Source organism: Bowmanella dokdonensis, assembly GCF_017254865.1.
GTDB classification, from domain to species: Bacteria; Pseudomonadota; Gammaproteobacteria; order Enterobacterales; family Alteromonadaceae; genus Bowmanella; species Bowmanella dokdonensis.
The window spans coordinates 223,056-249,078 of the sequence record NZ_JAFKCV010000005.1 but is presented as its reverse complement, the minus strand read 5'-3'; the positions used below and the strand labels follow the sequence as shown (position 1 = coordinate 249,078).

Here is a 26,023-nt window from a genome sequence, read left to right as displayed (position 1 = left end):
GATTGCTTGCGGGTGCCAATGCAACAGGTCAATTCTGGCAATCGATTTTTTCGTTACTTGATCAGTTGATTGACCTGAGTCTTGACATAAAGGGGGATTCACTGGGAATTTGCATCTGTGGCAGGGCCTGTTTGACAAAATCCATAGCAAAACTTGAGGGAAAAGTGGTCGTAAATTTAACTATCTTGTCATGCTGAATGAAGAAAAAGTACGAAGCATAAAATGGTTCGGCGCTGCTCTCGATACTCGCATCCAGATAGTAGCCGTTGATTTCCCGTCCCTGTACCTGAAGATTCACCAGGATATCCTCACTCATGAACAGGGGGGGCAGACTGTGTTCCCGGGCAAAGGAAGTCAGGTTTTTGCGCAGTTTATCCGTTTCGTCTTCTATAATGCCCGGTAAATTGCTGAGATCGCTGGTGGGAATAGGATAAACGCTGACCTCAATACGGTCATTGTCAAAGTCGGGATCCTGATACGTCAAGGTCGAGCCTTCCAGCGGATCGTTATAGACCAGCCGTTTGCTCAGTTTGAAATTAGAAACCTGATTAGGGGCCTTGAGATCCACCTCATAATCATCCGATTTAAGTGTCCTGGCCAGATAGCCTGAGCCGAATACACCTTCAGAGAGTGCATCACTGACAAAGTAACTCACCAGTTGATCGGCCAGTTGTTGTGGACTGTCCAGCCCCTCCGCGAGCGGCAGACTGTAGCGGTACTCTTTGAGCAGTATTCCACGCCAGGCCAGCAGCAGTTCTGCTTTCATTTCACTTTGCGGACCATAGAAGCTGGCCGTGGTCAGAATCAGTTCGTAATCGGGGCCGGACTCTTCCAGCATGACCAGGGGAAACAGATTCGTGCCTTCGAAGCCCGCCTGGTAGTGGCTGGCATCCAAGGCATTTTCCTGGCAGTGGCTGGCCAGTGACTGTCGGGATTCTTCACACTCACGGCTCAGCGCCTCACTGTGAATGCGATAAAACAGGCTGATAGCCGGCAGGTTTTGTTCTTGCTGGAGCTTTTTACTTTCCTGGATGCTCAATTCCGGCAATAACTCAGGCTGGCTGCTGCACCCCGCCATCAGCAGGCAGAAACATATCAGTGGAAAAGAGGAGAATCGCATTGCCGTCCCTGTGGCGGAGAATGAGCCAGAGTGGGCATTGTAGAGCCTGGCCAAGATTTAGCCAAATGAAACTTTATCGACAGCCCCAGGCAAAGACTTACACCCAAATCAGGATCAAGCGCAACAGATGCCAGGGTAGCGTGACCTTGTCCCGGGCAACCTCGGTGACACAGCCAGCTGTGAAGCAAATTGCCAGTCCAGGTGGCGAGCTGAGGGCCCGAGTGCCTTTGCTGCGGGCAATCTGTTGATACGCCAGTATAAAGTCAGTATTACGACGGTATTCTGCCCGCTGCTTTTCCAGACGCTTCAAATGCTTATGTAATAGCCATTCAGCCAGCATGTTCCGGTGCCTTCTGTATCGGCAGGCTGACCAGGTGACGGGCAGCCTGCTGCGTCTGGGAGAACCCGACCCGGGCAAAAAGACGGTGCAGGGTACGTACCAGATACACCAGCATCAGCAACTGGAGTAACAAAGTAGTGCTGATACTCAACAGCCAGGAAGCGCTGACGGCATGGAGGGCAAGGGTAAGCAGCAGCAAACCAGACAGCCAGAAGGCACCGAGTAATGACCCAAAACAAATCATGCAAATCAGGGCCAGTACCACTGCCCGGACTGACAGGCGCCACTCTGTGCGGGCAATCCGGCCCACGCATTTGGTCTGGTCCTTATAGGCCGCGGCCAGTTCTGACAGGGCTGCCGCCAGCAACTTAATGCTGTCGGCGAAGGATTCCTGACCAGACTGGCCGGGGGAGGAGCTATTCACCAGCCCCCCTTATTTGCGACGCATCAGGTAGGTAAAGAGTGCGCCGGCTGCGAAGGCGACTCCCGCGCTGGCCAGAGGATGGTCGGCAATCAGCCTGTTGGTGCGGGATACGGTACTGTCAATCTGACGCTTAAGTTCTTCTTTTCTGGCTGCCAGGGCCTCATTTGAGTCGGCCGCGCGTCGGCGAACGGTCTCTTCTGCGCTGGACGCTCTTTCTGCCCATTCGTCTATCTTCTCATGTGCAGCCTTGGTGGCGCGCTCGGTGGTTGGCGATTTGCCGCCGTTGCCTGCGCTGCCTGTGGGAGTTGCTGTAGCCATAATATTCTCCTTTCGTGATGCCGGGTAAGGTTTTAGCTTTCCAGGTAACTTCAGCAACCCTAATGCCAGGTGAGGTAAGTTGTTAAAAATCAGTTGCTTAGGGAGAAGTGCTCGTAGGGAGGAGCAGGCAGGTCATGTACGGACGGTAGGGAATTACAGTTGAAGTGGTAAATTTTACAGGGATTGGCAGGGGTAAATACCTGTCAGATGGGTATACGACCCCCTGCCGGACTTGTCAGAGATTCTTGTAGACCTGACCGTCTTTCATTACAAAATTGATCTGATTCATGCGACTGATATCCTCGATGGGGTTACCCGGCACAGCGACCAGGTCGGCCAGTTTACCGGCTTCCACTGTACCCAGCTGATCTTCTATATTCAGCAATTTGGCACCGTGGTAAGTGGCTGCCCTGATAGCTTCAATGGCCGGCATGCCGGCCTCCACCATCAGGACAAACTCCTGTCCATTGTCACCATGGGCGGAAACACCCGAGTCTGTGCCGAATGCGATTTTTACGCCGGCTTTGTAGGCCCTGGCGAACGTTTCCTGAATCAGTGGACCAATGGCCGCCGCCTTGGGCCGTACCAGCTCCGGGAAGAAGCCATCAATCTTGGCTTTTTCCGCCACCCAGTTTCCGGCCAGCACGGTAGGGACATAGTAGGTGCCGTGTTTCTTCATCAGATTGATCACCTCCTTGTCCATGTAAGTACCATGCTCAATGGATGTGACCCCGGCCTCTATGGCGCGTTTCATCCCCTCTTTACCATGGGCGTGCACCGCGACCGTCATGCCGTAATCCCTGGCGGTATCGACAATGGCCTTGAGCTCATCCTCCATAAACTGGGGATTCTGGCCACTCTTGGCCACACTCAAGACCCCGCCGGTGGCAGTAATCTTAATCAGGTCGGCACCATCTTTATAGCGCTGGCGAACGGCCTGTCGTGCTTCGGCGACGCCGTTAACCACGCCTTCGTTGGGGCCCGGATCACCCATAATCGCCTTTGCCCGTCCGTTGGTGGGATCCCCATGGCCGCCGGTGGTGGCAATAGTCTTGGCGGCCGTGTAGATGCGGGGGCCTTTGACCAGCCCCTGTTCGATGGCTTTTCGTAAGGCTACCGATTCGTTGTGGCTGTCACCCAGATTGCGAATAGTGGTAAAGCCTGCATCCAGTGTCTTGCCAGCGTAGTGCACCCCTTTGAGGGCGTAGTCCGCTTCATTGAGAGTGAAGCGCTCCATATAGGCCCCTGGTCCCTGTTGCGAACTGATATGGGTATGCATATCCATCAGGCCGGGCATCAGAGTACTGTCTTTCAGGTCCACCAGGGTATCCTCCGCCCCCGGCTGGATATAGCCTTCCATGACGTTGGTGATCTGGTTGCCTTCGACTATCACCGTCATTTCGGTCAGCAGCTTATCGTTCTTGGCTGTGATCAGTTTACCGGCGTGGATATAGGTGGCGGCTTGGGCTGAGCAGGCCAGGCCAAGACCCGCCAGTAATGTGAGGGCGGATTTTTTCATTATTATGTTCCTGTGGTATGGGAACTACCCACAGTAGAAGACCAGGGAGCACAGATCAAAGCTTCTGGTCGCAGGGAGGCTGCCAGTCGTGGCAACTGGGGTCCCGGCGGCCTCCGAACCTGCTTGACCAAAGGGCGTATGCGACTGAACCCCCTCCTTTGCGGATAAACTAAGCTGCTGGATGCAAGGCAACATTTGCTATGATAGGCCTTTAGTAGTCCGCTCTTGAACAGGGGAAGCCAGATGCGCCGCAGTCAGACAGTAGTAAATGAAGAAGTCCAGTATTCCGAGCAACAGGAACTGGTGTCGACGACAGATCTGCGGGGTGTGATCACTTATGCCAACGACAGTTTCTGTCAGGTCGCCGGTTACAGGTTTGATGAGTTGGTGGGTAAAAACCATAACCTGGTACGTCATCCCGATATGCCTAAGCAAGCCTTCAGGGATTTATGGGAGAAGTTGGAAAAAGGGCAGGCCTGGCGCGGCATGGTCAAAAACCTGTGCAAGGATGGACGTTATTACTGGGTGGATGCCTATGTCACCCCGATCTACGACAAAGGTAACAAAGTGGGCTACCAATCGGTCCGGGTCAAACCTCAGCGGAAGTTTGTCGAACGGGCTGAGAAGGCATACCGTGACCTTAACGCCGACAAATTCAGTGCCCGGGAGACCGGTCCGCAGCAGAAGTTCCTGGCTGCCGGTGTTATCGTCCTGCTGATGCTGGTCATGCTGTTCTGGTTTGGCGGCTGGATAGCGGGTGCCACCGGACTGGTTTCCCTGGCTTTGTTAGGGGGACTTTTCTGGGATGAAGTGGTCAAATTGCCGGTTGCGGCGAAATCCCTGCAACGATCCTACGACAGCATCAGCCGCTACATATACAGCGGCAAGGGTGTGGACAGCCACTTCGACTTCCATCTGGGACTCAAACAGGCCAGGATCCGCACCGTGCTTGGGCGTATGCTGGATTCATCCCATGGGCTGGCCGGGGTGGCAAGAACCACCAGCGAAGCTGCCCACACCACTGCTGCAGGCCTGGAGCAGCAGAAATTTGAAGTTCAGCAAATTGCCACGGCTATTACCCAGATGGCCGCCACCAGCCAGGAAATTGCCCGTAATACCGTCGACACCTCATCCAAGGTTCGTGAAGCCAGCGATTTCTGTTCCACTGCAAGGGACAGCGTGCAGCACAGTAAAGGAAAGGTCAGCAACCTGGCCAAGGTGGTGGAACAGGCCGCGGGGTCGGCCAACCAACTGGTGATGGAGGCCGACAAGGTCGCCGGGGTGATGGGTGAAATCGAAGCCATCGCCGAGCAGACCAACCTGCTGGCCCTGAACGCCGCCATTGAGGCGGCCCGGGCTGGCGAAAGCGGCCGGGGATTCTCGGTGGTGGCCGATGAAGTTCGCGCCCTCAGTACCCGGACCCAGACTTCCACTGCCAATATTCACAAAAGTCTGCAGGCCATGCGTAAGACCCTCAAGGAGTGGGTTTCCAGCATGGAGGCCAGTAAGGAGCAGGCGATGGATTGTGTGCAGGATGCCAATGAGTCAGCCGGGGCCATCGGCGATATCTACCAGATGATGGCCGAGATCGCCGACTTTTCAGCCCAGATTGCTACGGCTTCAGAAGAGCAGGAAAAAGTCTGTGAGGAGATCAGCCGCAATATCGGTAACATTACCCAGGTGGCAGACGACAACACCCAGGTGGCCCAGTCCATGGAACAAAGTTCCGATTCACTGAAGAAGAGTATCGACCAGATCGCCGCCATGGTAAAAACCTTCGGCTAGCACTGGCTTTCAGAGTATGCCAAGGCTGAAGCTGTAGTCACCACTGTCGATTACCAATTGCCTGTGTCCCTCCAGTTGGGTCTCTCTGCCGCGTCCGACCAATTGGTAAAACACATTCTGATGCAGCCTGGCGTAGAGATTACGCCAGGCATTGGCATAAGGCAGCAAATCGGCGGTGACACGATCCGACATCAATGTCACCGGATGTTCCTCACCAACCACAAAGCTATGACCCGTATTGGTAGTGAAGACTAACACACCCTGTTCTTCTCGCCAGTTGGTGACGATCAGGGGAACGTCTTCAACCTGAATGCCGACTTTCTCCACAGGGGTAACCAGATAGTAATTTTCCCCTTCCCGTTTCAGTACACTGGCAAACAGCCTGACCAGGGCTTGGCGGCCAATGGGGGTGCCCATGTAGTGCCAGCTTCCATCATGGCGGATTTGCATATCCAGATCCCCACAGAAGGGCGGATCCCATTGTTCGACCGGCGCAATCGCACTGTTGTGCTCCTTCAGTTGCCGTTCGAGGCGTGACAGATCCATCAGGGCATCAGGGCGTCAAGAATTTCCCGGAGTTTTGCCTTGATCACCCGCATGTTCTCGGGACCCGTTCTGAGCAATTGTTTTTGCGGAGGAGTCAAAGACTCCAGTCGTTCATCCACGTATTTGTACATGACGCTGTCCGAGGTGACCTCAACAGGCATAGGCACTTCAGGAGTATCCAGAAGGTGGTTAATCGCATCAGTCAGCACAGTATCGAAATCCCTGGAGCCTTCACCCAGCTCAGCCATAACCTCGTTAATGGCCGGCTTGTATTTACCATAAAGCTGAATGAGCTGATCTGTGTCCAGACTGTCCAACGCTTCTACATAAGGCGTATAGCGTTTATAGCTGGCCGCATCGATCCATTCCTTGCCTGCCTGGCGATACACCCGGAATTCCTGTTTGGGGGGCTGCAGGACTCCGTGATTGGCCGCCAGTTGTTCGTCAGACAGGTTTTTGCTGAAGACCACGAAGCGGCGCAGCAGGTCTTCATCCACCAGCAGCCTCGCCATTGCCTCATACTCGCCGGTTTCCAGCACGGCAGTCTTGACCGCGCCATCGGTGATATCCAAAGGCTCGGGTTCAGGCGTCGGTTCAGGGGCAGGTGGCTGCATATTCTCCGGTGTTTCCAGCGGCGCTGCGGCGTCGGGGTCCAGTTCAGGCTCTGGCTCTGGCACCTGTGGCTCGTCCACTGGCATGGCCACCGGTTCTTCCACCCTGGGTGCCGGCTCGGGGTCCGCCTGCCAGAAATAGACCGCGACCAGTCCAATCAGGATCAACGCCCCGACAAGAAAATGGGGGATCAGGGACTTCTTTTCTGCAGTGTCATTATCTGTCATAACCACTCGCCTTATGGGTTTGCTCTGTATATCAGTATAAGTCAATCGCAGCCGGGATCACATCCACAACCCCTCTGCGGCCTCTAACAACAATGATAGTGCAACTTATTGATTAATCAGTACAACAATTCAAGACCACCAGAGCATGCCACAGTTCCCCTGGTGACTCGCTAGACAGTCAGCAAACGGCGGATTACACTGGTCAGACGAGGTAATTTAACCCTTTTTTAACAATTTGCGGACCCGGTCCCCAGGTAGCGAGTTCCTGTCATGAGTTACATTTTGCTGGCAGTACCCTTTTTCTTTTTGCTAATCGGTCTGGAACTGATCCTGGAAAAGGTCAGGAAAACGGATTATTACCGGGTTAACGATGCCGTCAACAGCCTCAGCGCCGGAGTGCTGAGCCGGGCGACCGGCATTGCCCGCAGACTGGTGCCCTTTACCCTCTATGCACTGGTATTCGAACATGTGGCTCTGATGTCTTTACCCGACATGGCCTGGGTCTGGGTGCTGGCATTCGTGCTTTATGACTTCTGTTACTACTGGAATCACCGGCTGGGTCACGAAATGAATATTCTGTGGGCCGCCCATGTGGTGCATCATTCCAGCGAAGAATACAACCTCACTACAGCCCTGAGGCAAAGCAGCAGCGGGTTGTTCAGTTGGCTGTTCTATCTGCCTATGGCGCTGCTCGGTATCGAGCCGGTTATTTTTGTGGCAGTGGGTTCCCTCAACCTGATCTACCAGTTCTGGGTGCATACCCGCCATGTACCAAAGCTGGGCTGGTTTGAATGGGTCTTCGTTACGCCCTCTAACCATCGGGTCCACCATGCCCAGAATCAGGTCTATATCGACAGAAACTATGGGGGCGTATTTATTGTCTGGGACAGACTCTTTGGTTCCTTTCAGGAAGAACTGGACGAAGAGCCACCCCTGTTTGGCATTCGCAAGGCCCTGCATAGCTGGAATCCCTTGTGGGCCAATGTGCATGTATACAGCCAGTTGGCTAAAGATTGCTGGCATGCCGGCCGCTGGCAGGACAAACTGAGTATCTGGTTCAGACGCACCGGCTGGCGGCCGGCCGATGTGGAAGAAAAGTATCCGCTACCCAGAGCCGATCTCACCCGCTTCAGAAAGTTTGATATTCCCCTCACCGCGACCACCAAGGTTTATTGTGTCATCCAGCATGGCCTGACAGTACTGGTTACCTTTATGCTGATGTTGTCGGTGGACAAACTGGCCCTGGGACAGCAGTGGGGCCTGCTGGGCTTTGTGCTGCTGTCCAGTTTCAGTATCGGTGCACTAATGGAGCAGCGCCCCTTTGCCTGGTGGCTGGAGGGGATGAAAAATATACTGGTGCTGGCCGTACTTCTGTATCTCAGCTTGCCGGCCTGGTTGATGGCCGGTCTGGGGCTGGGTACCCTGTTAAGTATTGGGCTTTTGCTGAGCATACGTATCAAGGCTCCCGTCCGGCCTTTTGTGCAGATGGAGGAGCAGCCACGGGGCTGAACTGAAACCGGCTTTGTCGCGTAATCTGTTGAACCACGCAGACGAATCGCGGAGCAAAGCCATGAAGTACCAACTGAAGGAACTGACCAGTAACCGCACCCATTGGGATCATGTCTGGGTACAATCCTGTGGGATGGGCATTTACCTGCTCAAAGTGAGCATCAACGGCAGGGAAGCTACGGTTTTCGAAGGTGATAGGCCAGCCAGCTTTGCATGCGTTGGGCAAATCCGGGCAAGCCTGGCCGCTTGCGTGATAGATCAGGCAGAACTGCTTCATCAGTCCACCTATGATGAAATGATCGGTAATCCAGGTCAGGCAGGCTGCATGAAGTTACCCCTCAATCTCAATCCATCCCCGCTATAATCAGGAAGCAAAACTGCCTGTCAATCGACAGGAGCCACACCAGTGTAAAGCAGAGGCTTTACACTGGTGTAAAACTGTTCCATTAGCTTATAACTAAACGTGCTTGTTTATCGTTTTTAAGTCGGTATCCTAATATAAGAATTTCGATTATGGAGGGTAAATGTCTGAATTTAACTGGCAAAGGGCCGTAATTAAAGTTGGCAGCGCACTGATTTCACCGGATGGTCATCAGTGCAGTGCCAAGTACTTGTTGGCCATCGCCAGATTCATCACCGAGAGTCGGGAACAGGGTAAGCAGGTTGTCATCGTCTCTTCAGGCAGTGTGGCAGCGGGTCGCAGTACCATTGCCCACAATGCCCATCCGTCTATTGCGGAAAAGCAGGCCATGGCTGCAGTCGGCCAGACACAGATGATGGCCAACTGGTCGAGGTTTTTTGACTTCCCCTGCGCCCAGGTCCTTTTGACCTATGATGACTTTCATGACCGATCCCGCTACGTCAATATCAAGAACACCCTCAGGGAATTGCTCAACAATAATGTACTGCCGGTGGTCAATGAAAACGACACGGTCGCCGTTGATGTGCTTAAGGTGGGCGACAACGACAATCTGGCGGCTTATGCGGCCATGGTGGCCGAGGCCGATACGCTGATCATCTGCTCAGACATCGATGGCCTGTATAACGCCGACCCCAGGATCAATCCCGAAGCCGAACTGATTCCCGTGGTGGAGCAGATTAATGGAGAAATCTATGCTCTGGCCGGGGGGCCTGGCACTAAGGTGGGCACGGGCGGCATGCGCACCAAGATTGAGGCCGCTGACAAATGTGCCGAGAGCGGTATCCAGACGCTGATCGTCAACGGCAGCAAAGGGGAAGTCTTCGATGCGCTGCTCGATGGACGCATTCCCGGTACCCGCTTCACACCCACCAAAACGCCAGATTCCGCCAAGGAGCAGTGGCTTAAGCATACCCTGATAGCCACCGGCCGCATTGAGGTGGATCAGGGGGCCAAACGGGCCCTGATCCAGACCGGCGCGTCCCTGCTGCCCATCGGAATTACCAAGGTAGGGGGAGACTTCCTGGCCGGTGATGCCGTGGAGATTTGTCATGAGAACGTCCCCTTTGCCAAGGGCGTGGCCTTGTACAGTGCCGCAGATCTGAATGCCATCAAGGGCATGCGCAGCGACGACTTCGAGAACGTGATCGGCTATTCCTCCGGCGAAGCCGCCGTCCACCGGGACGATCTGGCCCTGCTTTAACTGCCCGGTCCCAAACAGCACAGAATTCACCGCAGCCGGCATGCAGGACGGCTGCCTCCCAACAAGGAGAATGTATGACTTTTTCTATCAAAGAGATGGCCAAGAAGGCCAGGATTGCCTCCCGCCAGGTGGCCAAACTGACCGCCAGCAAGAAGGTCGAGGTGCTCAACAGTATCGCCGACAACATGCTGAAACAGACGGACAAAATCCTGGCCGCCAATAAAGAGGATCTGGAGGCAGGACGTCAGGCAGATCTGTCCGAAGCCATGCTGGACAGACTGACACTGAGCGAGCAGAGCATTGGTAATATTGCCAATGCGGTGCGCCAGATTGCCGCCCAGGACGATCCGGTTGGCAGTATCCGCGATATCCGTCGCCAGCCCAGTGGTATCGAAGTGGGCAAAATGCGCATCCCGCTGGGGGTGGTTGCCATGATTTACGAGTCCCGCCCCAATGTGACTATCGACGCCGCCGCCTTGTGCTTCAAGGCCGGTAACGCAGTGGTGTTACGGGGAGGAAAAGAAGCCCTTCATTCCAATCTGGCCCTGGCCGAGTGCATTCATCTGGCATTGAAGAGTCATGGTGTGGATCCTAACGCCGTGGTCGTGGTGCCGGACCCGGATCGGGCCATTATGAACGAGCTGATGACACTGAACCAGGATATCGATCTGATCATTCCCCGCGGTGGCGAGGGCCTGATACGCTTCGTCTCAGAAAACAGCCGCATCCCGGTTATCCAGCATTACAAGGGCGTCTGCCATCTGTATGTGGATAAAGCCGCCGACGAGGTCAAGGCCCTGAGCCTGCTGATGAACGGCAAGACTCAGCGTACCGGCGTCTGCAACTCGCTGGAAACCCTGCTGGTGCATAAGGATATCGCCGCCAGTTTCCTGCCCATGGCGGCCGCCATGTTTGCCGAGCACAAGGTTCGGGTGCATGCCTGTGAAAACAGCATCGCTTATTTCGACGGCGCCGAGCCGGCCACCGAAGCAGACTGGGATACCGAGTATCTGGCCATGGAGATTGCCGTTCGGGTAGTGGACAGCTATGACCAGGCCATTGAGCATCTGGAGCAGCACAGCTCGGGACACACCGAAGTGATCGCCACCCAGGACTACTCCCGTGCCCAGCAGTTTATCCGTGACGTAAACTCTGCTGTAGTCATGGCCAACGCATCATCGCGTTTCTCTGACGGCGGCGAGCTGGGTCTGGGGGCTGAAATAGGCATCTCCACCAGTAAATTGCACGCTTACGGTCCCATGGGTGCCGAGAGCCTGACCACTGAGAAGTTTATCGTGCTGGGTGACGGCCATATCCGTCAGTAACCGGTAACACGTTTTACTTTGATAAAGGGGCTTATCGCCCCTTTTCTTTTAGCCGTTCCAGTTCCCGGTTCAGCTCATAGGCCGGTTCAGTAACGATACGTTCCAGCACCCGGATCCGCTCTTCCAGTTGCCCGATGGTCTGATCTTTTTTCTGAGAATTGCATGGACTATCAGATTTCCGGAAGGGTGAGGATACCTTGCCGTTAAGCCAGTCCATCCATTGCCAGCCATGGCGGTGATCCAGCCAGCACAATGCCAGCGACAACGCCAGCAGCCCGGCAAACAGCAAAATAAACAGTTCGATGGTCATGGGGTTGCTCCTTTGTGAGTTAGCTACCCTTACAGTCCCGGGCTTGCCTTATTTATTACAAAATTTTTTGTTGTAATAAATTCGCGCTGACGCAGACTACTGCCACAAATCGTCTGTGATAAGGGATACCCCTGGAATTTGCCAGTCTGATCAATAAGTACGGACCACTGCTCAGCCGGGTCGCCGCCAGCTACGGACCACTGCTCAGCCGGGTCGCCGCCAGCTATGAAGCCAATCCTGAACTCAGAAAAGAACTGCTGCAGGAAATTTCCCTGGCGGTATGGCAGGCCATGAGCGCCTTTCGCGGCCAGAGCAGTGAAAAGACCTACCTGCTCAAAGTGGCCCATAACCGTTGTGTCAGCCATGTGGCCAGTCAGGTACGCCTTCGTGACCGGGAAGCCCTTGACGAGTCGCTGCCAGATGACAAGGGGCCCGAGCCCGAAGCCAGTGCGATAGGCCATCAGCGCCAGAATGCGTTACTGGTGGCAGTACGCCGCTTACCGCTGCAGGAACGCCAGGTGGTCACCCTGTTTATGGAAGGCCTGAGTTATCAGGAAACTGCCGAAATCTGCGGACTGACCGGCAACCACGTGGGTGTTATTCTCAGTCGCGCCAAGGCGCGCCTAAGTAAGGAACTGGAAGATGTCTGAACAAGATCCCCTCAAAGCCCGGTGGCAGAGCCTGGACCTGGAACTGCCCGACACCCGGGAGCTGGAAAAGCGTTGGCGGCGAACCAGGTGGCGGCAGTGGAGTTTTCTGCTGCTTGATCTGGGTGCTCTGGTGGTACTGGCCGTACTCTACGCACAGCTGCGGCATGAGCTGCACTGGTTCGAACGCTTTTGGATCATCGCCATGCTGGGGGTGGCCCTGCTGGCAACAGGCTATGCCCTATGGCTGCGACGCATGATTCTCAGGGCGTCCCGGGGTGATATCCGCCACTACCTGCTTTGCCTCCTTCAGCAGGGCCGGAACAACCTGCAACTGGTCAGATTGACCCGGGCCTGTCTGCTGGCCATGCCGCTGGCTTTTGTGCTGCTGATGGCGGGGGGCTGGTACTTCGGTGCCATCAGTTCAGAGGCACTGAAAGTCAGGGGCTCACTGACCCTGCTGGCGCTGCTGGTTATTATTCCTCCCTGGTGGTGGTTGACCGCCAGGCAACGGGAAAAACGTCAGCAGGAGCTGGAAAGCCTTGAGCAGCTCCATCAAAGCCTGCATGGTCAGATATGAAAGCGAGGGTAAAGGGACTACACTCGCCGCCACCTATTCCAAGCGGGCAGCTCTGATGAGCGATATCGACGAACTTTTTCACAACAACCGGCAGTGGGCCGAGCGCACCCAACAGGCTGAGCCGGGATTTTTCCGCAAGCTGTCCGAGCAGCAGAGTCCCCAGTATTTGTGGATTGGCTGCGCCGACAGCCGGGTGCCGGCCAATCAGATAGTCGATCTGCTTCCCGGTGACATTTTCGTGCATCGCAATGTGGCCAACCTGGTGATCCATACGGATCTTAACTGCCTGTCGGTACTGCAATATGCAGTGGATGTCCTAAAGGTCAAGCATGTGATTGTCTGTGGCCATTACGGCTGCGGAGGCGTTGAGGCCGCCCTGGCAGGACGGCAACTGGGCCTGATCGACAACTGGCTGGCCCATATCCAGGATATCGCGGCCCGTCACGATCCGGAATTGCAAAAGCTGCCGGGCGAGGAGCGAATCCAGCGTCTGTGTGAGCTCAATGTACTGGAGCAGGCCAACAACGTCAGGCGCACGTCCATCGTGCGGGACGCCCTGGCCCGGGGACAGCAACTGGCCATCCACAGCTGGATATACAGCCTCAGAAATGGCAGATTAAAGGACCTCAAAGAGTAGGAACCGGCATGTCGATGTTTCTTAGTCAAATCAGTATCTTTCCAATTAAATCCACCCAGGGGCTGCGAGTTAGTCGCAGCGATGTGGACTCTTATGGGCTGTCATTTGACAGGCGCTTTATGCTGGCAGACAGCAAAGGTCGCATGCTGACCGGACGGGCCCTGCCCAAACTGGTGCAGGTCAAGGCCGTACCGGTCAGGGACGGGCTGAGGGTCTGCCATCCAGAAAGTGCCGATCTGCTGCTGCGCTACGACGATTTTGCCCATGGCGGTATGGCCACCCATGTGTGGAAAGACGAGTTCGAAGGACTGCGCACCACCGACGAGGCCGATCACTGGTTCAGTGAACTCCTGGGCCGTCAGTGCCATTTACTGTACTGCGGGCAGACCTCCGTAAGATTTGGGGCCAAGGCCGGCGTGCCGCTCAGCTTTGCCGACGGCTTCCCACTGCTATTGATTTCCCAGGCCTCCCTGGAGGAGCTCAACCGCCGTTCTGCCGTTGCCAGTGAGATGGCTCAGTTCCGGCCAAATCTGGTGGTCTCCGGCACTGCACCATTTGCTGAGGACGGTTGGCAGCGCATCCGTATCGGCCAGGTGGAGTTCAAATTGGATTGTCCCTGCAGCCGTTGTATTTTTACGACCCGGGATCCCCTGACCGGTGACTTCCTGCCGGATAAGGAGCCCCTGGCCACCCTGTCGAAGTTTCGTAAAGATGCCACAGGTAAGATTAATTTCGGCATGAACCTGATCGCCCTGAATGAAGGCATGATAGAAGAAGGGATGCCCATCGAAGTGCTGCAAACCCGCACTGCGGAAGTCTACAAAGAATCCTGAGCCGGGCTGGCAGTTGGCAGAAAAGCCGACGGATCAATTGGTTAAGTCAAGCTCACTCCTCACTCTTCACAGCATAAAAAAGCCCGGCCAAATTGACCGGGCAAAGGGCTTTAACAGCACCTAACGACAGAACTGTATACACATGCCTCCGGCATGACTGCTGCGGCAGGAACCTGGGCCGCACATTGCCAATCCTGGCATTCCAGGGGAGAAGCGAGTGCCGGAGGGTGACTCCGTCCGGCGTCCCGGTTAGCCAGTCACTATGGCTTTCATCTCCGTCATATAGCCACGCAAAACCTGGCCAATTCTTTCTACCTGATGCTCGCGTATGGCCTGATTGACCTGCACCAGAGTCTTGTTGTCCACCTTGTTGCCGGTGCTCTGCAAGCCCTTTCCGATAAGGTCAGTGCCCACGTCGGGCATCAGCTTTTCGGCCAGCAGCGGAATGGCGGCATTGGCAAACAGGTAGTTGCCGTACTCGGCCGTATCTGAAATGACCACATTCATCTCATACAAACGTTTACGGGCGATGGTATTGGCGATCAGCGGTGTTTCATGCAGGGACTCATAGTACGCCGACTCAGGCAGCATGCCTGACTCCACCATCACATCGAATGCAAGCTCCACACCTGCCTTGATCATGGCTACCAGGAAGATGCCCTTATCGAAAAATTCCTGCTCGTCGATCTTGCCCTGATACACAGGGGCCTGTTCGAAGCCACTGCGACCCGTTTCTTCACGCCATCTGAGCAGGTTGGCGTCGCCGTTGGCCCAGTCCTGCATCATGTTGCGGGAGAATTCGCCGCTGAGAATATCGTCCTGGTGTTTTTCAAACAACGGACGCAACAGAGACTTGAGCTCCTCTGACAATTCATGCGCACGGATCTTGGCCGGGTTGGACAACCTATCCATCATATGAGTGATGCCGCCTATCTTCAGGGCTTCGGTCACAGCCTCCAGGCCATACTGAATCAGTGCTGCGGCATAAGCGGGGTCGACCCCGTCCTGCACCATTTTGTCATAGCCCAGGATAGCGGCAGCCTGCTGCATCCCGCACAGTATGGTCTGCTCTCCCATCAGATCCGATTTGACCTCGGCCACAAAAGACGATTGCAATACGCCGGCGCGATCGCCGCCGGTGGCAGAGGCCAGTGCCTTGGCGATGGCCAAGCCCTGGCCATCAGGATCGTTTTCCGGATGCACGGCAATCAGCGTGGGCACCCCGAAGCCGCGCTTATACTCTTCGCGTACTTCAGTACCCGGGCACTTGGGGGCACACATGACCACAGTGATATCACCGCGGATTTGCTGCCCTTCCTCGACAATATTAAAACCATGGGAGTAAGACAGGGTTGCGCCCTGTTTCATCAGCGGCATGACGGCCTCGACCACACTGGCGTGCTGCTTGTCCGGCGTCAGGTTGTAGACCAGGTCCGCACTAGGAATCAACTGCTGGTAAGTACTCACTTCAAAACCATTGCTGGTGGCCCGTTGCCAGGAATCACGCTTTTCATCAATAGCTGACTGACGCAGGGCATAGGCCACATCCAGACCGGAGTCCCGCATATTCAGGCCCTGGTTCAGGCCCTGGGCACCACAACCAACAATCACAATCTTCCGGCCTTTGAGCACATCACAGCCGTTGCTGAACTCTTCCCGGCCCATAAAGCGACAGCGCCCTAATTGATCGAGCTGCTGGCGCAGATTCAGGGAATTAAAATAATTTGCCATTTATCTCTCCGGAGTCGCCCGCAAGCGGCTCATAACCATTCTTCTTACAAGACAGTGACGTACTTGTGTTGAAGCAGAGCTTAGTCTATTGGCTTTGTTGAATAAAATGATATATTTGCAAAATAGTATTTCATTATTTGCAACATATATGGACATCCGCAGCCTGCAACTCTTCCAGCACCTGGCCTCCACCCTCCATTTTGGCCGCACCGCCGAGGCACTCTATGTGAGTCCTTCCACCCTGAGTCGCGCTATTCAACGACTGGAAGAGGAATGCGGTGCCGATTTGTTTGTACGGGACAATCGTAAGGTCAAGCTGACGGCAGCCGGCAGTCGTCTGCTGGAGTTCAGCCAACAGACGTTGAGTCAGTGGCAGCAGGTCAAGGCCGAAATTCACAGTCACAGCCGGGAAGTCAGCGGAGAACTGAGCCTGTTCTGTTCAGTCACCGCCAGCTACAGTCATCTGCCCGCCTTGCTGGAACGCTTTCGCCATCTCTACCCCCAGGTGGAAATCAAGCTGACCACCGGCGATCCGGCCCTGGCCACCGAGCGGGTGCTGGCAGGCAAGGCCGATATGTCTATTACCGTCGGCGGCCCGGACTTTCCGGACGAACTGGCCTTTCGGCACCTGGATACTCTGCCCCTGGTGATGATCTGCCCGGCGGCCCTGCGCCTGACCCAACTTGAACAGGTGGACTGGCGCGCGGTGTCCATGGTTCTGCCTGAATCTGGCCCGTCCAGGCGTATCGTACATCACTGGCTGGCCGAACAGGGCGTCCGCCCCAGGGTATATGCCTCGGTGTCCGGCCATGAGGCCATTGTCAGTATGGTGGCACTGGGCTGTGGCATTGGCATCGTACCCCGTCCGGTGGTGGAACAATCGGTGGTGTCAGGCAAGATCAGTATTATCCCCCTGCCGGATATCGAATCCTTCCGCCTCGGTCTTTGCTGCCTGAGGGATCGCGAAAATGAGCCGGTAATCAAAGCCTTGCTGCAACAAATCTAGACGGGTTAGTATCACCAGCCTGATTTCACCGCTGGTATCTGCTTTGCTCTGGATCCCCTTTACTCTGTTGGCTGCGTTTATGCAGGCCTGGCGCAATGCTTTTCAGAAAAAGCTCAGCCTGGATGTGAGCGCCGGTGGCGTCACCCTGGCAAGATTTCTGTGGGCCGGGCCCCTGGCGGCGCTCTATCTGTTGGGTCTTTACCAGGCAGAACCTGTGGCCATGCCGGAGTTTTCCGCCGGCTTTCTGAGCTTTATCGGGGGCGCGGCGCTGATGCAGATCCTGGCCACCATCCTGATGGTCAAACTCTTCCAGTTCCGCAATTACGCCATCGGCGTGGGTCTGGCCAAGAGTGAAGCCATTCTGGCAGCGGCCCTGGGGGTGGTGTTTTTTGCCTCGCCCCTGACCTGGCTGGGTTGGCTGGGAGTGCTGGTGGGTGCATTGGCGGTGTTTCTGCTCAGTGGTGCCAGCGCCCTTGGTACCTGGTCCAACCGCGCAATGGCTCTGGGCCTGGGCAGCGGCCTGTCCTTTGCGCTGACGTCCCTGTGGGTAAGGGAAGCCAGCCTGGAACTGGGCCTGCCCTTTCCGCACGGGGCTGCCTGGGTGCTGTTGCTGGTCATCCTGTTGCAGACCCTAATCCTGATCCTTTGGCTGGTGTTGAGGGAGCCCGGTACCCTGAAGACCCTTCTGAAACGGTCACGCCTGACCTTTACCATCAGTTTTTGCAGTTGTGTAGGTTCCATCGGCTGGTTTACCGCAATGAGCCTCGAATCGGTGGCACTGGTCAAGACGTTGGGCCAGGTGGAGATATTGTTCAGCCTGTTGATTTCCCATTACCTGTTTCGTGAGAAGCTGGCCAGAGCAGATAAGTGGGGCCTGTTGCTGATCGTGCTGGCGGCTGTCTGTGTGGTGTGGGCATAGGGTAGCCGCCGGTGACCGACCCCTGTCACCCGTTACTCGTCACACGTCACGTCTGCCCGGCCCTCCATGGACATAGCCGGTGAGAGTTCCCTACAACACCGGAATACGACCGCCACGGATGGCGGAAGTGCCGAAAACGCAGGAGCAGTTCTCGGCCTGTCCATCCATGGACATAAAAAAACCGGCTCAGGCCGGTTTTTTCTGACACCTGTGAGCTTACCTTTCCCTGACTACCCGCAGGCCAATGTAGTTGGCGCGGAAGTTGGGATCCAGCTCCATGCGGGTGGACACCCTGGCCAGGCGCGGGGCAAAGTTCCAGGCGCCGCCCCGCACCACTGCGCCGTCCTGTGAAGAGCTGGACACAGTCCACTCCCAGACGTTGCCCACGGTATCGAACAGGCCGAAGCTGTTGCGGTCAAAAGAGGCCACCGGCGCCGGGCTGATGTTGCTCCACTGGCTGCCACACCAGCCGCAGTTGGCGTTGCCGGTACCCACGCTCTCGCCCCACCAGAAATCGGTTTCGGTATTGGCGCGGGCGGCATATTCCCACTCTATCTCGGTGGGCAGGCGATATTTGTTGCCGCTGGCTTCGGACAACCAGTTCACATAGGCCAGGGCGTCGCGCTGGCTGATACAGGTCACCGGATGGCTGTCTGTTACCGCATAGCCAGGGGTACGCCAGTTAAGCTGGTCCTGCCAGACCGGCTCGCCCTGCTCGTAGAAGGCACAACCGCGGTCTTTTTCGGCTTCGGTCACATAGCTGGTTTCTTCGACGAAGCGTCTGAAATCGGCCACGGTGATTTCGAACTCGCCGATGCCGAAAGAGTTGTTCAGGGTCTGGGTCTGGACCGGACGCTCATTTTCCAGGCCCGTGCCGTTAATATCGCCCATCCGGAAAGAGCCCGCAGGCACCACTACCAGTTGCGGACCGGGGACGTCGCCGTACAGGATGTCCTGCACTTTCTCGCCCTTGTTGAAGGCGAACTGGGCGCGCTTCATATCCACCTTGAGGGTAGTGCTTTCCTTCAATTGCAAGGTCTGACGGAAGGTTTCATAGCCGCGCTTGACCACCTCCAGCTCATGAGGGCCTGCCGGCAACATGATCTGCAGCTTGGTGGAGCCGTAGCTGACGCCATCGATAAAGACTTCATCGTCATACACATTGGAACGCACCGTCAGCTCATACATAACCGACTCGTCCACCGGCGCGGAACCGTCGCTCTGCACCGGCACGGTAATCACTTTGGCCACTTCTGGCAGTGTCCTCTCTGCCACACAGTAACGCTTGTCCAGGCCGAGCAACTGGCAGGCTTCGGTACGCTTGAGGTTGCCCTTCAACTCCACGTTCATCTGTACTGCGTAGTTGCCAGCGCCGCTGAAACCATCACGGGTCACATCGGAGCGCTGAATCATCACATAGGCCTCCGAGTAGGGACGATGCTGTTTGGCAGCGGCCGCTTCAGTCAGGCCGTCATACAGCTGATCCAGGAAGCGCTTGGACGCTTTCTGTTTGGCCAGGAACTTGCCGCGCTCGGTACATTTGCCGATGGTTTCGTTGCGATCACAGGTGATCTCATGATTGACCGTTAGCTGATCCTGGCGGTTGAACTCATTAAACAAACGATCAACGCGGGCGTTGTTAAGCTGTTCCTTGAGGCTTTCAATCTTGTTCAGCAAGCTGTGCTTGGACAGGCGCAACTGTTCCACATCCTGCAGCTTGGACTGCCATTCATTGTACTTGGCGGTGATAGCGTCCTTGTTTTCCTTGTGCGCGCGCATGGCGGACAAGTATGCTTCACGGGCCTGATTGATATCCAGACTGGGATCTTCGATAGTGCGCTCATACTGGACATTCATCTCGTTCAGGCGTACCTGACGGGTATGTTCCAGTTCTTTATTTCGCGCTCTCAGCGCAGACAATTCACGTTCCAACTGAGCTGCCAGGGCAATCTCGCTTTCCAGCGTTCTGTGGTAGCTGTCGTATTCGCTTTGGTTGGTCTGAATCTGCTGTTGGATTTCCTCAACGGACTTGTTTTCCGCTGCGATACTGCCCGTCGAATGTATCAGGGCTATCGCCAGAGCAAGGTGTGCTATTCGCTTCATTATTCCATTCCAAACGGGTCGCCAGCCGGCAAACTGCTATTGTTTTTATGGTTTTTAAACGGCGTTATTCTTATCAATACAACGACATTCAACGCATGCAAAAATGCCGCAACAAGGCCCTATGCTATTGAGTTGTCAAGTAAAGCGCAAGTATCACCGGCGGTTATTGGTTATTAAATAAAACTCTTCGGATCGCCAGCCAGCCACCTGTCTACTGGCTGAGCAGACTGGCCAGCATGCGGTCAAAGGCGCGGTATTGCATAGCCTCGGCCAGATGTGTCTGATTTATCTGCTTTTCCTGCTGCAAGTCGGCAATGGTACGGGATACTTTGAGAATGCGGTGATAGCTGCGGACAGACAGGCCGAGTTTGTCGCAAGCCTGTTGTAAAAACGCCCTGTCTGTTGCCTGCAAAGGGCAAACCTGATCGATCTCCCCTGGCGACAGATGGCTGTTGGGCTTACCGCTGCGCTGCAGTTGCTGTTCCCTGGCCGCCACCACCCGCTTTTTCACCTGCCGGCTGGTTTCGCCCCGTTGCTGCTCGGCCTGGTGCAGGGTGCCTTTGGGCAGTCTGGGCACATCCACCTGCAGATCGATACGATCCAGAAATGGCCCGGAAAGCCGGTTGAGGTAACGCAGTATCTGATCCGGGCTGCTGCGTTTATCGTCCTTACTGCCGGTGGGACTGGGATTCATGGCCGCCACCAGTTGAAACCTGGCCGGAAACTGCGCCTGACGGGCTGCCCGGGAGATACACACCTGGCCGGACTCCATAGGTTCCCGCAGTACGTCCAATACCTTGCGATCAAACTCGGGTAGTTCGTCGAGAAACAGCACACCGTTGTGGGCCAGGGAGATTTCGCCGGGTCTGGGAATACTACCGCCCCCCACCAGCGCCACCGCCGAGCTGGTATGGTGAGGATGCCTGAAAGGCCGTTGACGCCAGTGTTCAAGGTCGACGGGCTTGCCGGTAATGGAATGGATGGCGGCAGTCTCCAGGGCTTCGGCCTCTGACATCAGTGGCAGGATGCCAGTCAGGCGATTAGCCAGCATAGTCTTGCCGGTACCCGGCGGGCCCGTAAACAGGATGTTGTGTGCCCCGGCAGCGGCGATCTCCAATGCCCGCTTTGCCGTTGCCTGGCCCACTATGTCATGCAGGTCCGGCTCCTGAACGCAGGACGCCCCGGGGACCTGGACCTGCATCAAATCCAGTGGCTGCTGGCCACAAAGATGGTGATACACCTCCAGCAATTGTCTGGCCGGATAGATTTCAGCGTTTTGGATAAGGCCGGCTTCCTGGCCGTTGTCGGCGGGTAGAATCAGTTTTTTACCGGCCAATTGCCCTGCGTAGGCAAAAGGTAGCGCCCCGGTGATGGCTCTGAGTTCCCCGGACAGGGCCAGTTCGCCTGTCAGTTCATACTGATCCAGTCTGTCGGGGGGGATCTGCCCGAGCGCGGCAATAATGCCTACTGCTATGGGTAGATCGAAGCGGCCCCCTTCCTTGGGCAAATCGGCGGGTGCCAGGTTGACAGTAATCCGCCGGGCGGGGAACTCGAAGCCTGAATTGATCAGGGCGCTGCGCACCCTGTCCCTGGACTCCCGCACCGAAGCCTCTGGCAGGCCGACAATATTGAATGCCGGCAGGCCATTGGCCAGATGCACCTCGACACGGATAAGCGGTGCCTCAATGCCGACACTGGCGCGGGTGTGGACAATGGCAAGCGACATACGGGCATCCCTTCTTTTGTCTCGCTAAAGCCTAGCCAAAATACCCTGAAATGCTATTCAGGTAATCAGCACAGAACTGGTGATTGTCACAGAGACACAGAGAAGCAATCTGCAAAGATCTGGCCCTTCTGTATTTCCAGCTACGACAGCGTTTGAGGGATACCGTGATTTACTCGAAGCGGCCTGCCAACTGTGTCTTAATGGCTGCCCTGAAAGACAGGCAGTTGCCAATGCCAGCGGATAGCCGCCAGACGCAGCGACAAGGTCGCCAGCATACCGATCAGCATGGCCCAGGAAATGGACAAGCCCATTGTCTGTGCCAGCACATAGAGCACACCGCCGAAAATACAGGTGGTGGCATAGAGTTCGCCTTTGAGCACCAGGGGGATTTCCCTGCAGATCACATCCCGGATCAGGCCGCCGAACACGCCGGTCATGGTCCCCATGACAATGGCAATAAAAGGGGTGGCGCCATAGTTCAGGGCTTTTTGCAGGCCCATCACATTGAAAAAGGCCAGACCGAAGGCATCGGCCACCAACAGCGACTGATAAGGAAACTTATGAGTAAAGCGCAACCAGAAAATGGTCAGGGCCGCCGCCGCCATAATGGCATACAGAAAATCCGGCTCCTGCACCCAGAACACGGGCAGATCCAGAATCATATCGCGCAGGGTTCCACCACCGATGGCGGTCACCGAAGCCAGCACCACCACCCCGAAGCCATCCATATGCTTGCGATAGGCCATCAGTGTGCCGGATACGGCAAATACCGCCACCCCAAGCAGGTCAATCCAATGCAGCCACTGGCCCATGTATTTCTCCCACAACTTAATGCTGTTTACTCTAAATGCAGGGCCGTAAATAACAAGCCCGGAGCGGACTGACCCGGCAGATTTGTCTTTCAAGGGAGGCAAATTTCGCCAAAATTCAAAAAACAGGAAATTATTTCTTGATTCGCTTTCTCGCGTCATGCTATTTCTAAAAGCAGTGACGTATTTTGGACAAATTAGGGCAATTAGCCTTTTTTACTATGAACCTGTTTACCAACCTTCTTCTTACAGTCGTCGTACTAGTCGTGGTGATTATTCCATCTCCGCGGGGGAAGCGTTTGGTCTGAATTAAGTCCAGTTTCACAAAACCCCCCGCGCGAAAGCCCGGGGGGTTTTTTTATGTCCATGGAAAGGACGGTATGCGGTGTGGCAGGGAGCATTCACCGGCGAGATGGACGAATAACTGAAGAGTGAGAGCAACAATGAAAGGCGCACAAGCCACCTTGCAGTATCTGACAGCACAGGGCATCGACCGGGTATTTGGTTATCCCGGCGGCGCCATCATGCCCCTGTACGATGCCCTGCTCGACTCCCCGGTCCGTCATTATCTTTGTCGCCACGAGCAGGGTGCCGCCTTTGCCGCCATCGGTTATGCCCGCTCCACCAACCAGGTGGGCGTCTGCATTGCTACATCCGGACCGGGGGCCACCAACCTGATCACCAGCCTGGCCGATGCCAAGCTGGACTCGGTGCCGCTGGTGGTGATCACGGGGCAGGTGGCCCGCGCCGCCATGGGTACCGATGCCTTCCAGGAAGTGGACGTACTGGGTCTTTCCTTAAGTATCTGCAAGCACAGCATGCAGGTGATGAGTCCGGAAGATCTGGTGCCCAGTCTGCAGCACGCCTTCCGGATTGCCAGTGAAGGCCGCCCCGGTCCGGTGCTGGTGGATATCCCCAAGGATATACTGCTGATGGAGGTGCCGGAGTTCGAGCCTGAAGACCAGGGGGCCCTGACCCTGCCCCAGCCCGATGAACAGACCATCGAGGCCGCCAACCAGTTGTTGGACAACAGCCAGCGGCCGGTGGTGTATGTGGGTGGCGGAGTCGGCATGGCCGACGCAGTACAGGAGCTGCGCCATTTTATCGCCCGTAACAACCTGCCCGCTGTCTGCACCCTCAAAGGCCTGGGCAGTGCGGATACCGATCATCCAGGCTATCTGGGGATGCTGGGTATGCACGGACTGGCCGCCGCCAACCTGGCGGTGCAGGGTTGCGATCTGCTGATCGCCATCGGCGCCCGGCTGGATGACAGGGTCACCGGCAAGCTGGACGAATTCGCCCCCCATGCCAAACTGCTACATCTGGATATCGACCCTGCCGAGATTCATAAACGCCGTCAGGCCGATGTCAGTCTGCTGGGTGATTTGAAACAGATACTCCCGCAACTGACCTGTCCCCAGGACAAGACGGAATGGCTGGAAAGGATGGCCACACTCAAAGCAGAAAAAGCCCTGACTTACTCATCCCATAGCGGAGACGGCCAAATCCATGCTCCGTCACTGTTGCGTAGCCTGAGTGACCTGGCTGAGACAGACGCCATTGTCACCTGCGATGTGGGACAGCATCAGATGTGGGTGGCCCAGCATATGCTGTTTTCCCATCCCACCTGCCATCTCAGCAGCGGCGGGCTGGGCACCATGGGCTTTGGCCTGCCGGCGGCCATCGGCGCCCAGGTGGCCAACCCGAACAAGCAGGTGGTGGCCGTTTGCGGTGACGGCTCCTTTATGATGAATGTGCAGGAACTGGGCACCCTGCGCCGCTACCAGATGCCGGTAAAAATACTGATCCTGGATAACCAGCGCCTGGGCATGGTTAAGCAGTGGCAGGAGCTGTTCCACGAGCAGCGTTACAGCGAAACCGACCTGTCCGACAACCCCGAATTCAGCCGCCTGGCTCAGGCGTTCGATATCGAAGCCGAACAGATCCAGTCAGCCGAACAGGTGATCCCGGCCCTTAAGCGTATGCTGTCCCACCCGGGACCATACCTGCTGCATGTGCGACTGGATCACAAAGACAATGTGTGGCCCATCGTGCCGCCCAATACCGCCAACCATCAAATGTGGGAGCAACCCAGATGAATTATCAAATCGATTTGCTGTTAGCCGATCAGCCCGCGGTTTTGGAGCGGGTGCTGCAAACCACCCGCTATCGCGGCTTTCGTATCAACCAGTTAAACATGCAACCCACCGCCAGCCAGTTGAAGGTTTCCATGCAGGTTTACGGGAAACAGCCTATTAACATACTGACGACCCAACTGCATAAATTGTATGATCTGGCTTCTCTTGAGTGTCAGGCTCAGCAAAATTCAACCTTGGGACGGCGATCTCTCGCCGCCCAGACACTGCCGAAAACGGCATAAACAGGAATACACCATGGCTAAGAAACAAGCGGAATTTATCTGGTTCAACGGCAATATCATGCCCTGGAAAGAGGCCACAGTGCATGTGATGACCCATGCCATCCACTATGGTTCGTCGGTATTTGAAGGGGTACGCGCCTACCATACGCCCCACAAGGGCACCTGTATCTTCCGCATGCAGGAGCACACCCAGCGCCTGCTGGACTCGGCCAAGATCTACCGCATGACCATTCCGTACAGTGCAGATGCGATCAACCAGGCTACCAAGGACATCATTAAGAAGAACCAGCTCAAGTCGGCCTATATCCGCCCCATCGCCTTCTACGGCGATATCGGCATGGGCCTGCAGGTGCCTTTCGGCCAGGAGACCGAACTGGTCATCGCGGCGTTTGAGTGGGGTGCTTACCTGGGCGAGGAAGGACTGAAAAGCGGCGTCGACGCCGGTATCACTTCCTGGAACCGTCTGGCCGCCAACACCATGCCCACCGGCGCCAAGGCCGGCGGCAACTATTTATCCTCACAACTGATTTCCATGGAGGCCCGCCGTCACGGCTATCAGGAGGGTATCGCCCTGGATATCAACGGCTATCTGAGCGAAGGGGCCGGTGAGAACCTCTTTATCATGCGTAACGGCATTATCTCCACGCCGCCACGTACCGCCGCCATTCTGCCCGGGATCACCCGTGACACAGTAATTACCCTGCTGGCGGAGATGGGCTACCAAGTACGCGAGGAAAACATCCCCCGCGAGGCCCTGTATCTGGCCGACGAGATCCTGATGTGCGGTACCGCCGCCGAAGTCACTCCGGTGAAATCCGTCGACGGCATCAAGGTGGGTAACGGCGGCCGGGGGCCCATCACCGAGAAAGTACAGGACATGTTCTTCGGCCTGTTCAATGGCAAAACAGAAGACAAATGGGGCTGGCTGACACCTGTGGAGTAAGCCCTTGTCAGTGTTCAGTTATAAGACAAACGGGGCCACCGGCCCCGGATTC

25 protein-coding genes and 1 pseudogene are annotated in these 26,023 nt (G+C 55.9%); 14 read left to right on the top strand and 12 right to left on the bottom strand.

What is annotated here, in order from left to right; genetic code table 11:
• Window positions 1–61 precede the first annotated feature (61 nt).
• From J0A66_RS11390 to J0A66_RS11370, 5 genes are all read right to left on the bottom strand, one after another.
• Window positions 62–1,120 (bottom strand): hypothetical protein, encoded by a 1,059-nt coding sequence (locus tag J0A66_RS11390; protein ID WP_206573936.1) that lies wholly within the window; start codon window positions 1,118–1,120, stop codon window positions 62–64.
• Between the two features lie 97 nt (window positions 1,121–1,217).
• Window positions 1,218–1,460 carry a hypothetical protein gene (locus J0A66_RS11385; RefSeq protein ID WP_206573935.1) on the bottom strand — a complete coding sequence of 81 codons (243 nt, stop codon included), beginning with the start codon at window positions 1,458–1,460 and terminating at the stop codon, window positions 1,218–1,220.
• A complete protein-coding gene (locus J0A66_RS11380) occupies window positions 1,450–1,884 on the bottom strand; it encodes a hypothetical protein (RefSeq protein ID WP_206573934.1) in 435 nt (144 codons plus the stop codon). Before J0A66_RS11380 ends, J0A66_RS11385 begins: the two co-directional genes overlap by 11 nt.
• Window positions 1,885–1,893: 9 nt before the next feature.
• A complete protein-coding gene (locus tag J0A66_RS11375) occupies window positions 1,894–2,202 on the bottom strand; it encodes a DUF883 domain-containing protein (protein WP_206573933.1) in 309 nt (102 codons plus the stop codon).
• A 235-nt stretch (window positions 2,203–2,437) separates the two neighbouring features.
• A complete protein-coding gene (locus tag J0A66_RS11370; protein WP_206573932.1) occupies window positions 2,438–3,721 on the bottom strand; it encodes a metal-dependent hydrolase family protein in 1,284 nt (427 codons plus the stop codon).
• 243 nt (window positions 3,722–3,964) lie between these two features.
• Here J0A66_RS11370 and J0A66_RS11365 point away from each other — a divergent pair, with 243 nt between their 5' ends.
• On the top strand, window positions 3,965–5,506 hold the full coding sequence (locus tag J0A66_RS11365) for a methyl-accepting chemotaxis protein (protein ID WP_206573931.1): 1,542 nt from the start codon (window positions 3,965–3,967) through the stop codon (window positions 5,504–5,506).
• 9 nt (window positions 5,507–5,515) lie between these two features.
• Here the strand turns inward: J0A66_RS11365 and J0A66_RS11360 are convergent, their stop codons facing one another.
• Window positions 5,516–6,052: a DUF1285 domain-containing protein gene (locus tag J0A66_RS11360; protein WP_206573930.1), complete on the bottom strand. Its 537-nt coding sequence runs from the start codon at window positions 6,050–6,052 to the stop codon at window positions 5,516–5,518.
• A complete protein-coding gene (locus J0A66_RS11355; protein ID WP_206573929.1) occupies window positions 6,052–6,891 on the bottom strand; it encodes a DUF3014 domain-containing protein in 840 nt (279 codons plus the stop codon). The genes J0A66_RS11360 and J0A66_RS11355 overlap by 1 nt, the downstream gene beginning before the upstream one ends.
• A gap of 270 nt (window positions 6,892–7,161) precedes the next feature.
• On the opposite strand from J0A66_RS11355, the gene J0A66_RS11350 reads away from it, so the two are divergent.
• The 4 genes and pseudogenes from J0A66_RS11350 to J0A66_RS11335 form a co-directional block, all read left to right on the top strand.
• A complete protein-coding gene (locus tag J0A66_RS11350) occupies window positions 7,162–8,400 on the top strand; it encodes a sterol desaturase family protein (RefSeq protein WP_206573928.1) in 1,239 nt (412 codons plus the stop codon).
• Between the two features lie 61 nt (window positions 8,401–8,461).
• Window positions 8,462–8,764 (top strand): DUF6482 family protein, encoded by a 303-nt coding sequence (locus J0A66_RS11345; RefSeq protein ID WP_206573927.1) that lies wholly within the window; start codon window positions 8,462–8,464, stop codon window positions 8,762–8,764.
• 160 nt (window positions 8,765–8,924) lie between these two features.
• Window positions 8,925–10,022 carry a glutamate 5-kinase gene (proB, locus tag J0A66_RS11340; RefSeq protein ID WP_206573926.1) on the top strand — a complete coding sequence of 366 codons (1,098 nt, stop codon included), beginning with the start codon at window positions 8,925–8,927 and terminating at the stop codon, window positions 10,020–10,022.
• 38 nt (window positions 10,023–10,060) lie between these two features.
• A pseudogene (locus tag J0A66_RS11335) lies at window positions 10,061–11,347 on the top strand (glutamate-5-semialdehyde dehydrogenase); the annotation flags it as partial.
• 31 nt (window positions 11,348–11,378) lie between these two features.
• On the opposite strand, the gene J0A66_RS11330 reads toward J0A66_RS11335, so the two are convergent.
• A complete protein-coding gene (locus J0A66_RS11330; protein WP_206573924.1) occupies window positions 11,379–11,657 on the bottom strand; it encodes a hypothetical protein in 279 nt (92 codons plus the stop codon).
• Between the two features lie 125 nt (window positions 11,658–11,782).
• Here J0A66_RS11330 and J0A66_RS11325 point away from each other — a divergent pair, with 125 nt between their 5' ends.
• Genes J0A66_RS11325 through J0A66_RS11310 form a run of 4 tightly spaced genes read left to right on the top strand, consistent with a single transcriptional unit; the run spans window position 11,783 to window position 14,354 of the window.
• Window positions 11,783–12,307, top strand: a complete 525-nt coding sequence (locus tag J0A66_RS11325) for an RNA polymerase sigma factor (RefSeq protein WP_338143884.1) — start codon at window positions 11,783–11,785, stop codon at window positions 12,305–12,307.
• Window positions 12,300–12,884, top strand: a complete 585-nt coding sequence (locus J0A66_RS11320; RefSeq protein WP_206573923.1) for a hypothetical protein — start codon at window positions 12,300–12,302, stop codon at window positions 12,882–12,884. The genes J0A66_RS11325 and J0A66_RS11320 overlap by 8 nt, the downstream gene beginning before the upstream one ends.
• 55 nt (window positions 12,885–12,939) lie before the next feature.
• Window positions 12,940–13,521, top strand: a complete 582-nt coding sequence (can, locus tag J0A66_RS11315) for a carbonate dehydratase (protein WP_206574021.1) — start codon at window positions 12,940–12,942, stop codon at window positions 13,519–13,521.
• A gap of 8 nt (window positions 13,522–13,529) precedes the next feature.
• Window positions 13,530–14,354 carry an MOSC domain-containing protein gene (locus J0A66_RS11310; RefSeq protein ID WP_206573922.1) on the top strand — a complete coding sequence of 275 codons (825 nt, stop codon included), beginning with the start codon at window positions 13,530–13,532 and terminating at the stop codon, window positions 14,352–14,354.
• A gap of 249 nt (window positions 14,355–14,603) precedes the next feature.
• On the opposite strand, the gene ilvC is transcribed toward J0A66_RS11310, so the two are convergent.
• On the bottom strand, window positions 14,604–16,085 hold the full coding sequence (gene ilvC, locus J0A66_RS11305) for a ketol-acid reductoisomerase (RefSeq protein WP_206573921.1): 1,482 nt from the start codon (window positions 16,083–16,085) through the stop codon (window positions 14,604–14,606).
• Between the two features lie 148 nt (window positions 16,086–16,233).
• On the opposite strand from ilvC, the gene ilvY reads away from it, so the two are divergent.
• Window positions 16,234–17,091 (top strand): HTH-type transcriptional activator IlvY, encoded by an 858-nt coding sequence (gene ilvY / locus J0A66_RS11300; protein WP_206573920.1) that lies wholly within the window; start codon window positions 16,234–16,236, stop codon window positions 17,089–17,091.
• A gap of 43 nt (window positions 17,092–17,134) precedes the next feature.
• Entirely contained in the window at window positions 17,135–18,010 is an 876-nt protein-coding gene (locus J0A66_RS11295; RefSeq protein WP_241264147.1) for an EamA family transporter, read from the top strand.
• Window positions 18,011–18,226: 216 nt separating this feature from the next.
• On the opposite strand, the gene J0A66_RS11290 is transcribed toward J0A66_RS11295, so the two are convergent.
• From J0A66_RS11290 to J0A66_RS11280, 3 genes are all read right to left on the bottom strand, one after another.
• Window positions 18,227–20,113, bottom strand: coding sequence for a formylglycine-generating enzyme family protein (locus J0A66_RS11290; RefSeq protein ID WP_206573919.1), 1,887 nt, complete (start codon window positions 20,111–20,113; stop codon window positions 18,227–18,229).
• 211 nt (window positions 20,114–20,324) lie between these two features.
• Window positions 20,325–21,839, bottom strand: coding sequence for a YifB family Mg chelatase-like AAA ATPase (locus tag J0A66_RS11285; RefSeq protein WP_206573918.1), 1,515 nt, complete (start codon window positions 21,837–21,839; stop codon window positions 20,325–20,327).
• Between the two features lie 197 nt (window positions 21,840–22,036).
• Window positions 22,037–22,651 (bottom strand): trimeric intracellular cation channel family protein, encoded by a 615-nt coding sequence (locus tag J0A66_RS11280; RefSeq protein WP_206573917.1) that lies wholly within the window; start codon window positions 22,649–22,651, stop codon window positions 22,037–22,039.
• Window positions 22,652–23,091: 440 nt separating this feature from the next.
• Between J0A66_RS11280 and ilvG the strand changes: the two genes are divergently transcribed.
• Genes ilvG through J0A66_RS11265 form a run of 3 tightly spaced genes read left to right on the top strand, consistent with a single transcriptional unit; the run spans window position 23,092 to window position 25,971 of the window.
• Entirely contained in the window at window positions 23,092–24,747 is a 1,656-nt protein-coding gene (ilvG, locus tag J0A66_RS11275; protein ID WP_206573916.1) for an acetolactate synthase 2 catalytic subunit, read from the top strand.
• Window positions 24,744–25,028, top strand: a complete 285-nt coding sequence (gene ilvM, locus J0A66_RS11270; protein WP_206573915.1) for an acetolactate synthase 2 small subunit — start codon at window positions 24,744–24,746, stop codon at window positions 25,026–25,028. The genes ilvG and ilvM overlap by 4 nt, the downstream gene beginning before the upstream one ends.
• A gap of 13 nt (window positions 25,029–25,041) precedes the next feature.
• The gene (locus J0A66_RS11265; protein WP_206573914.1) at window positions 25,042–25,971 is read left to right on the top strand and encodes a branched-chain amino acid transaminase; all 930 of its coding nucleotides are present in this window, start codon (window positions 25,042–25,044) and stop codon (window positions 25,969–25,971) included.
• The last annotated feature ends 52 nt before the right edge of the window (window positions 25,972–26,023 follow it).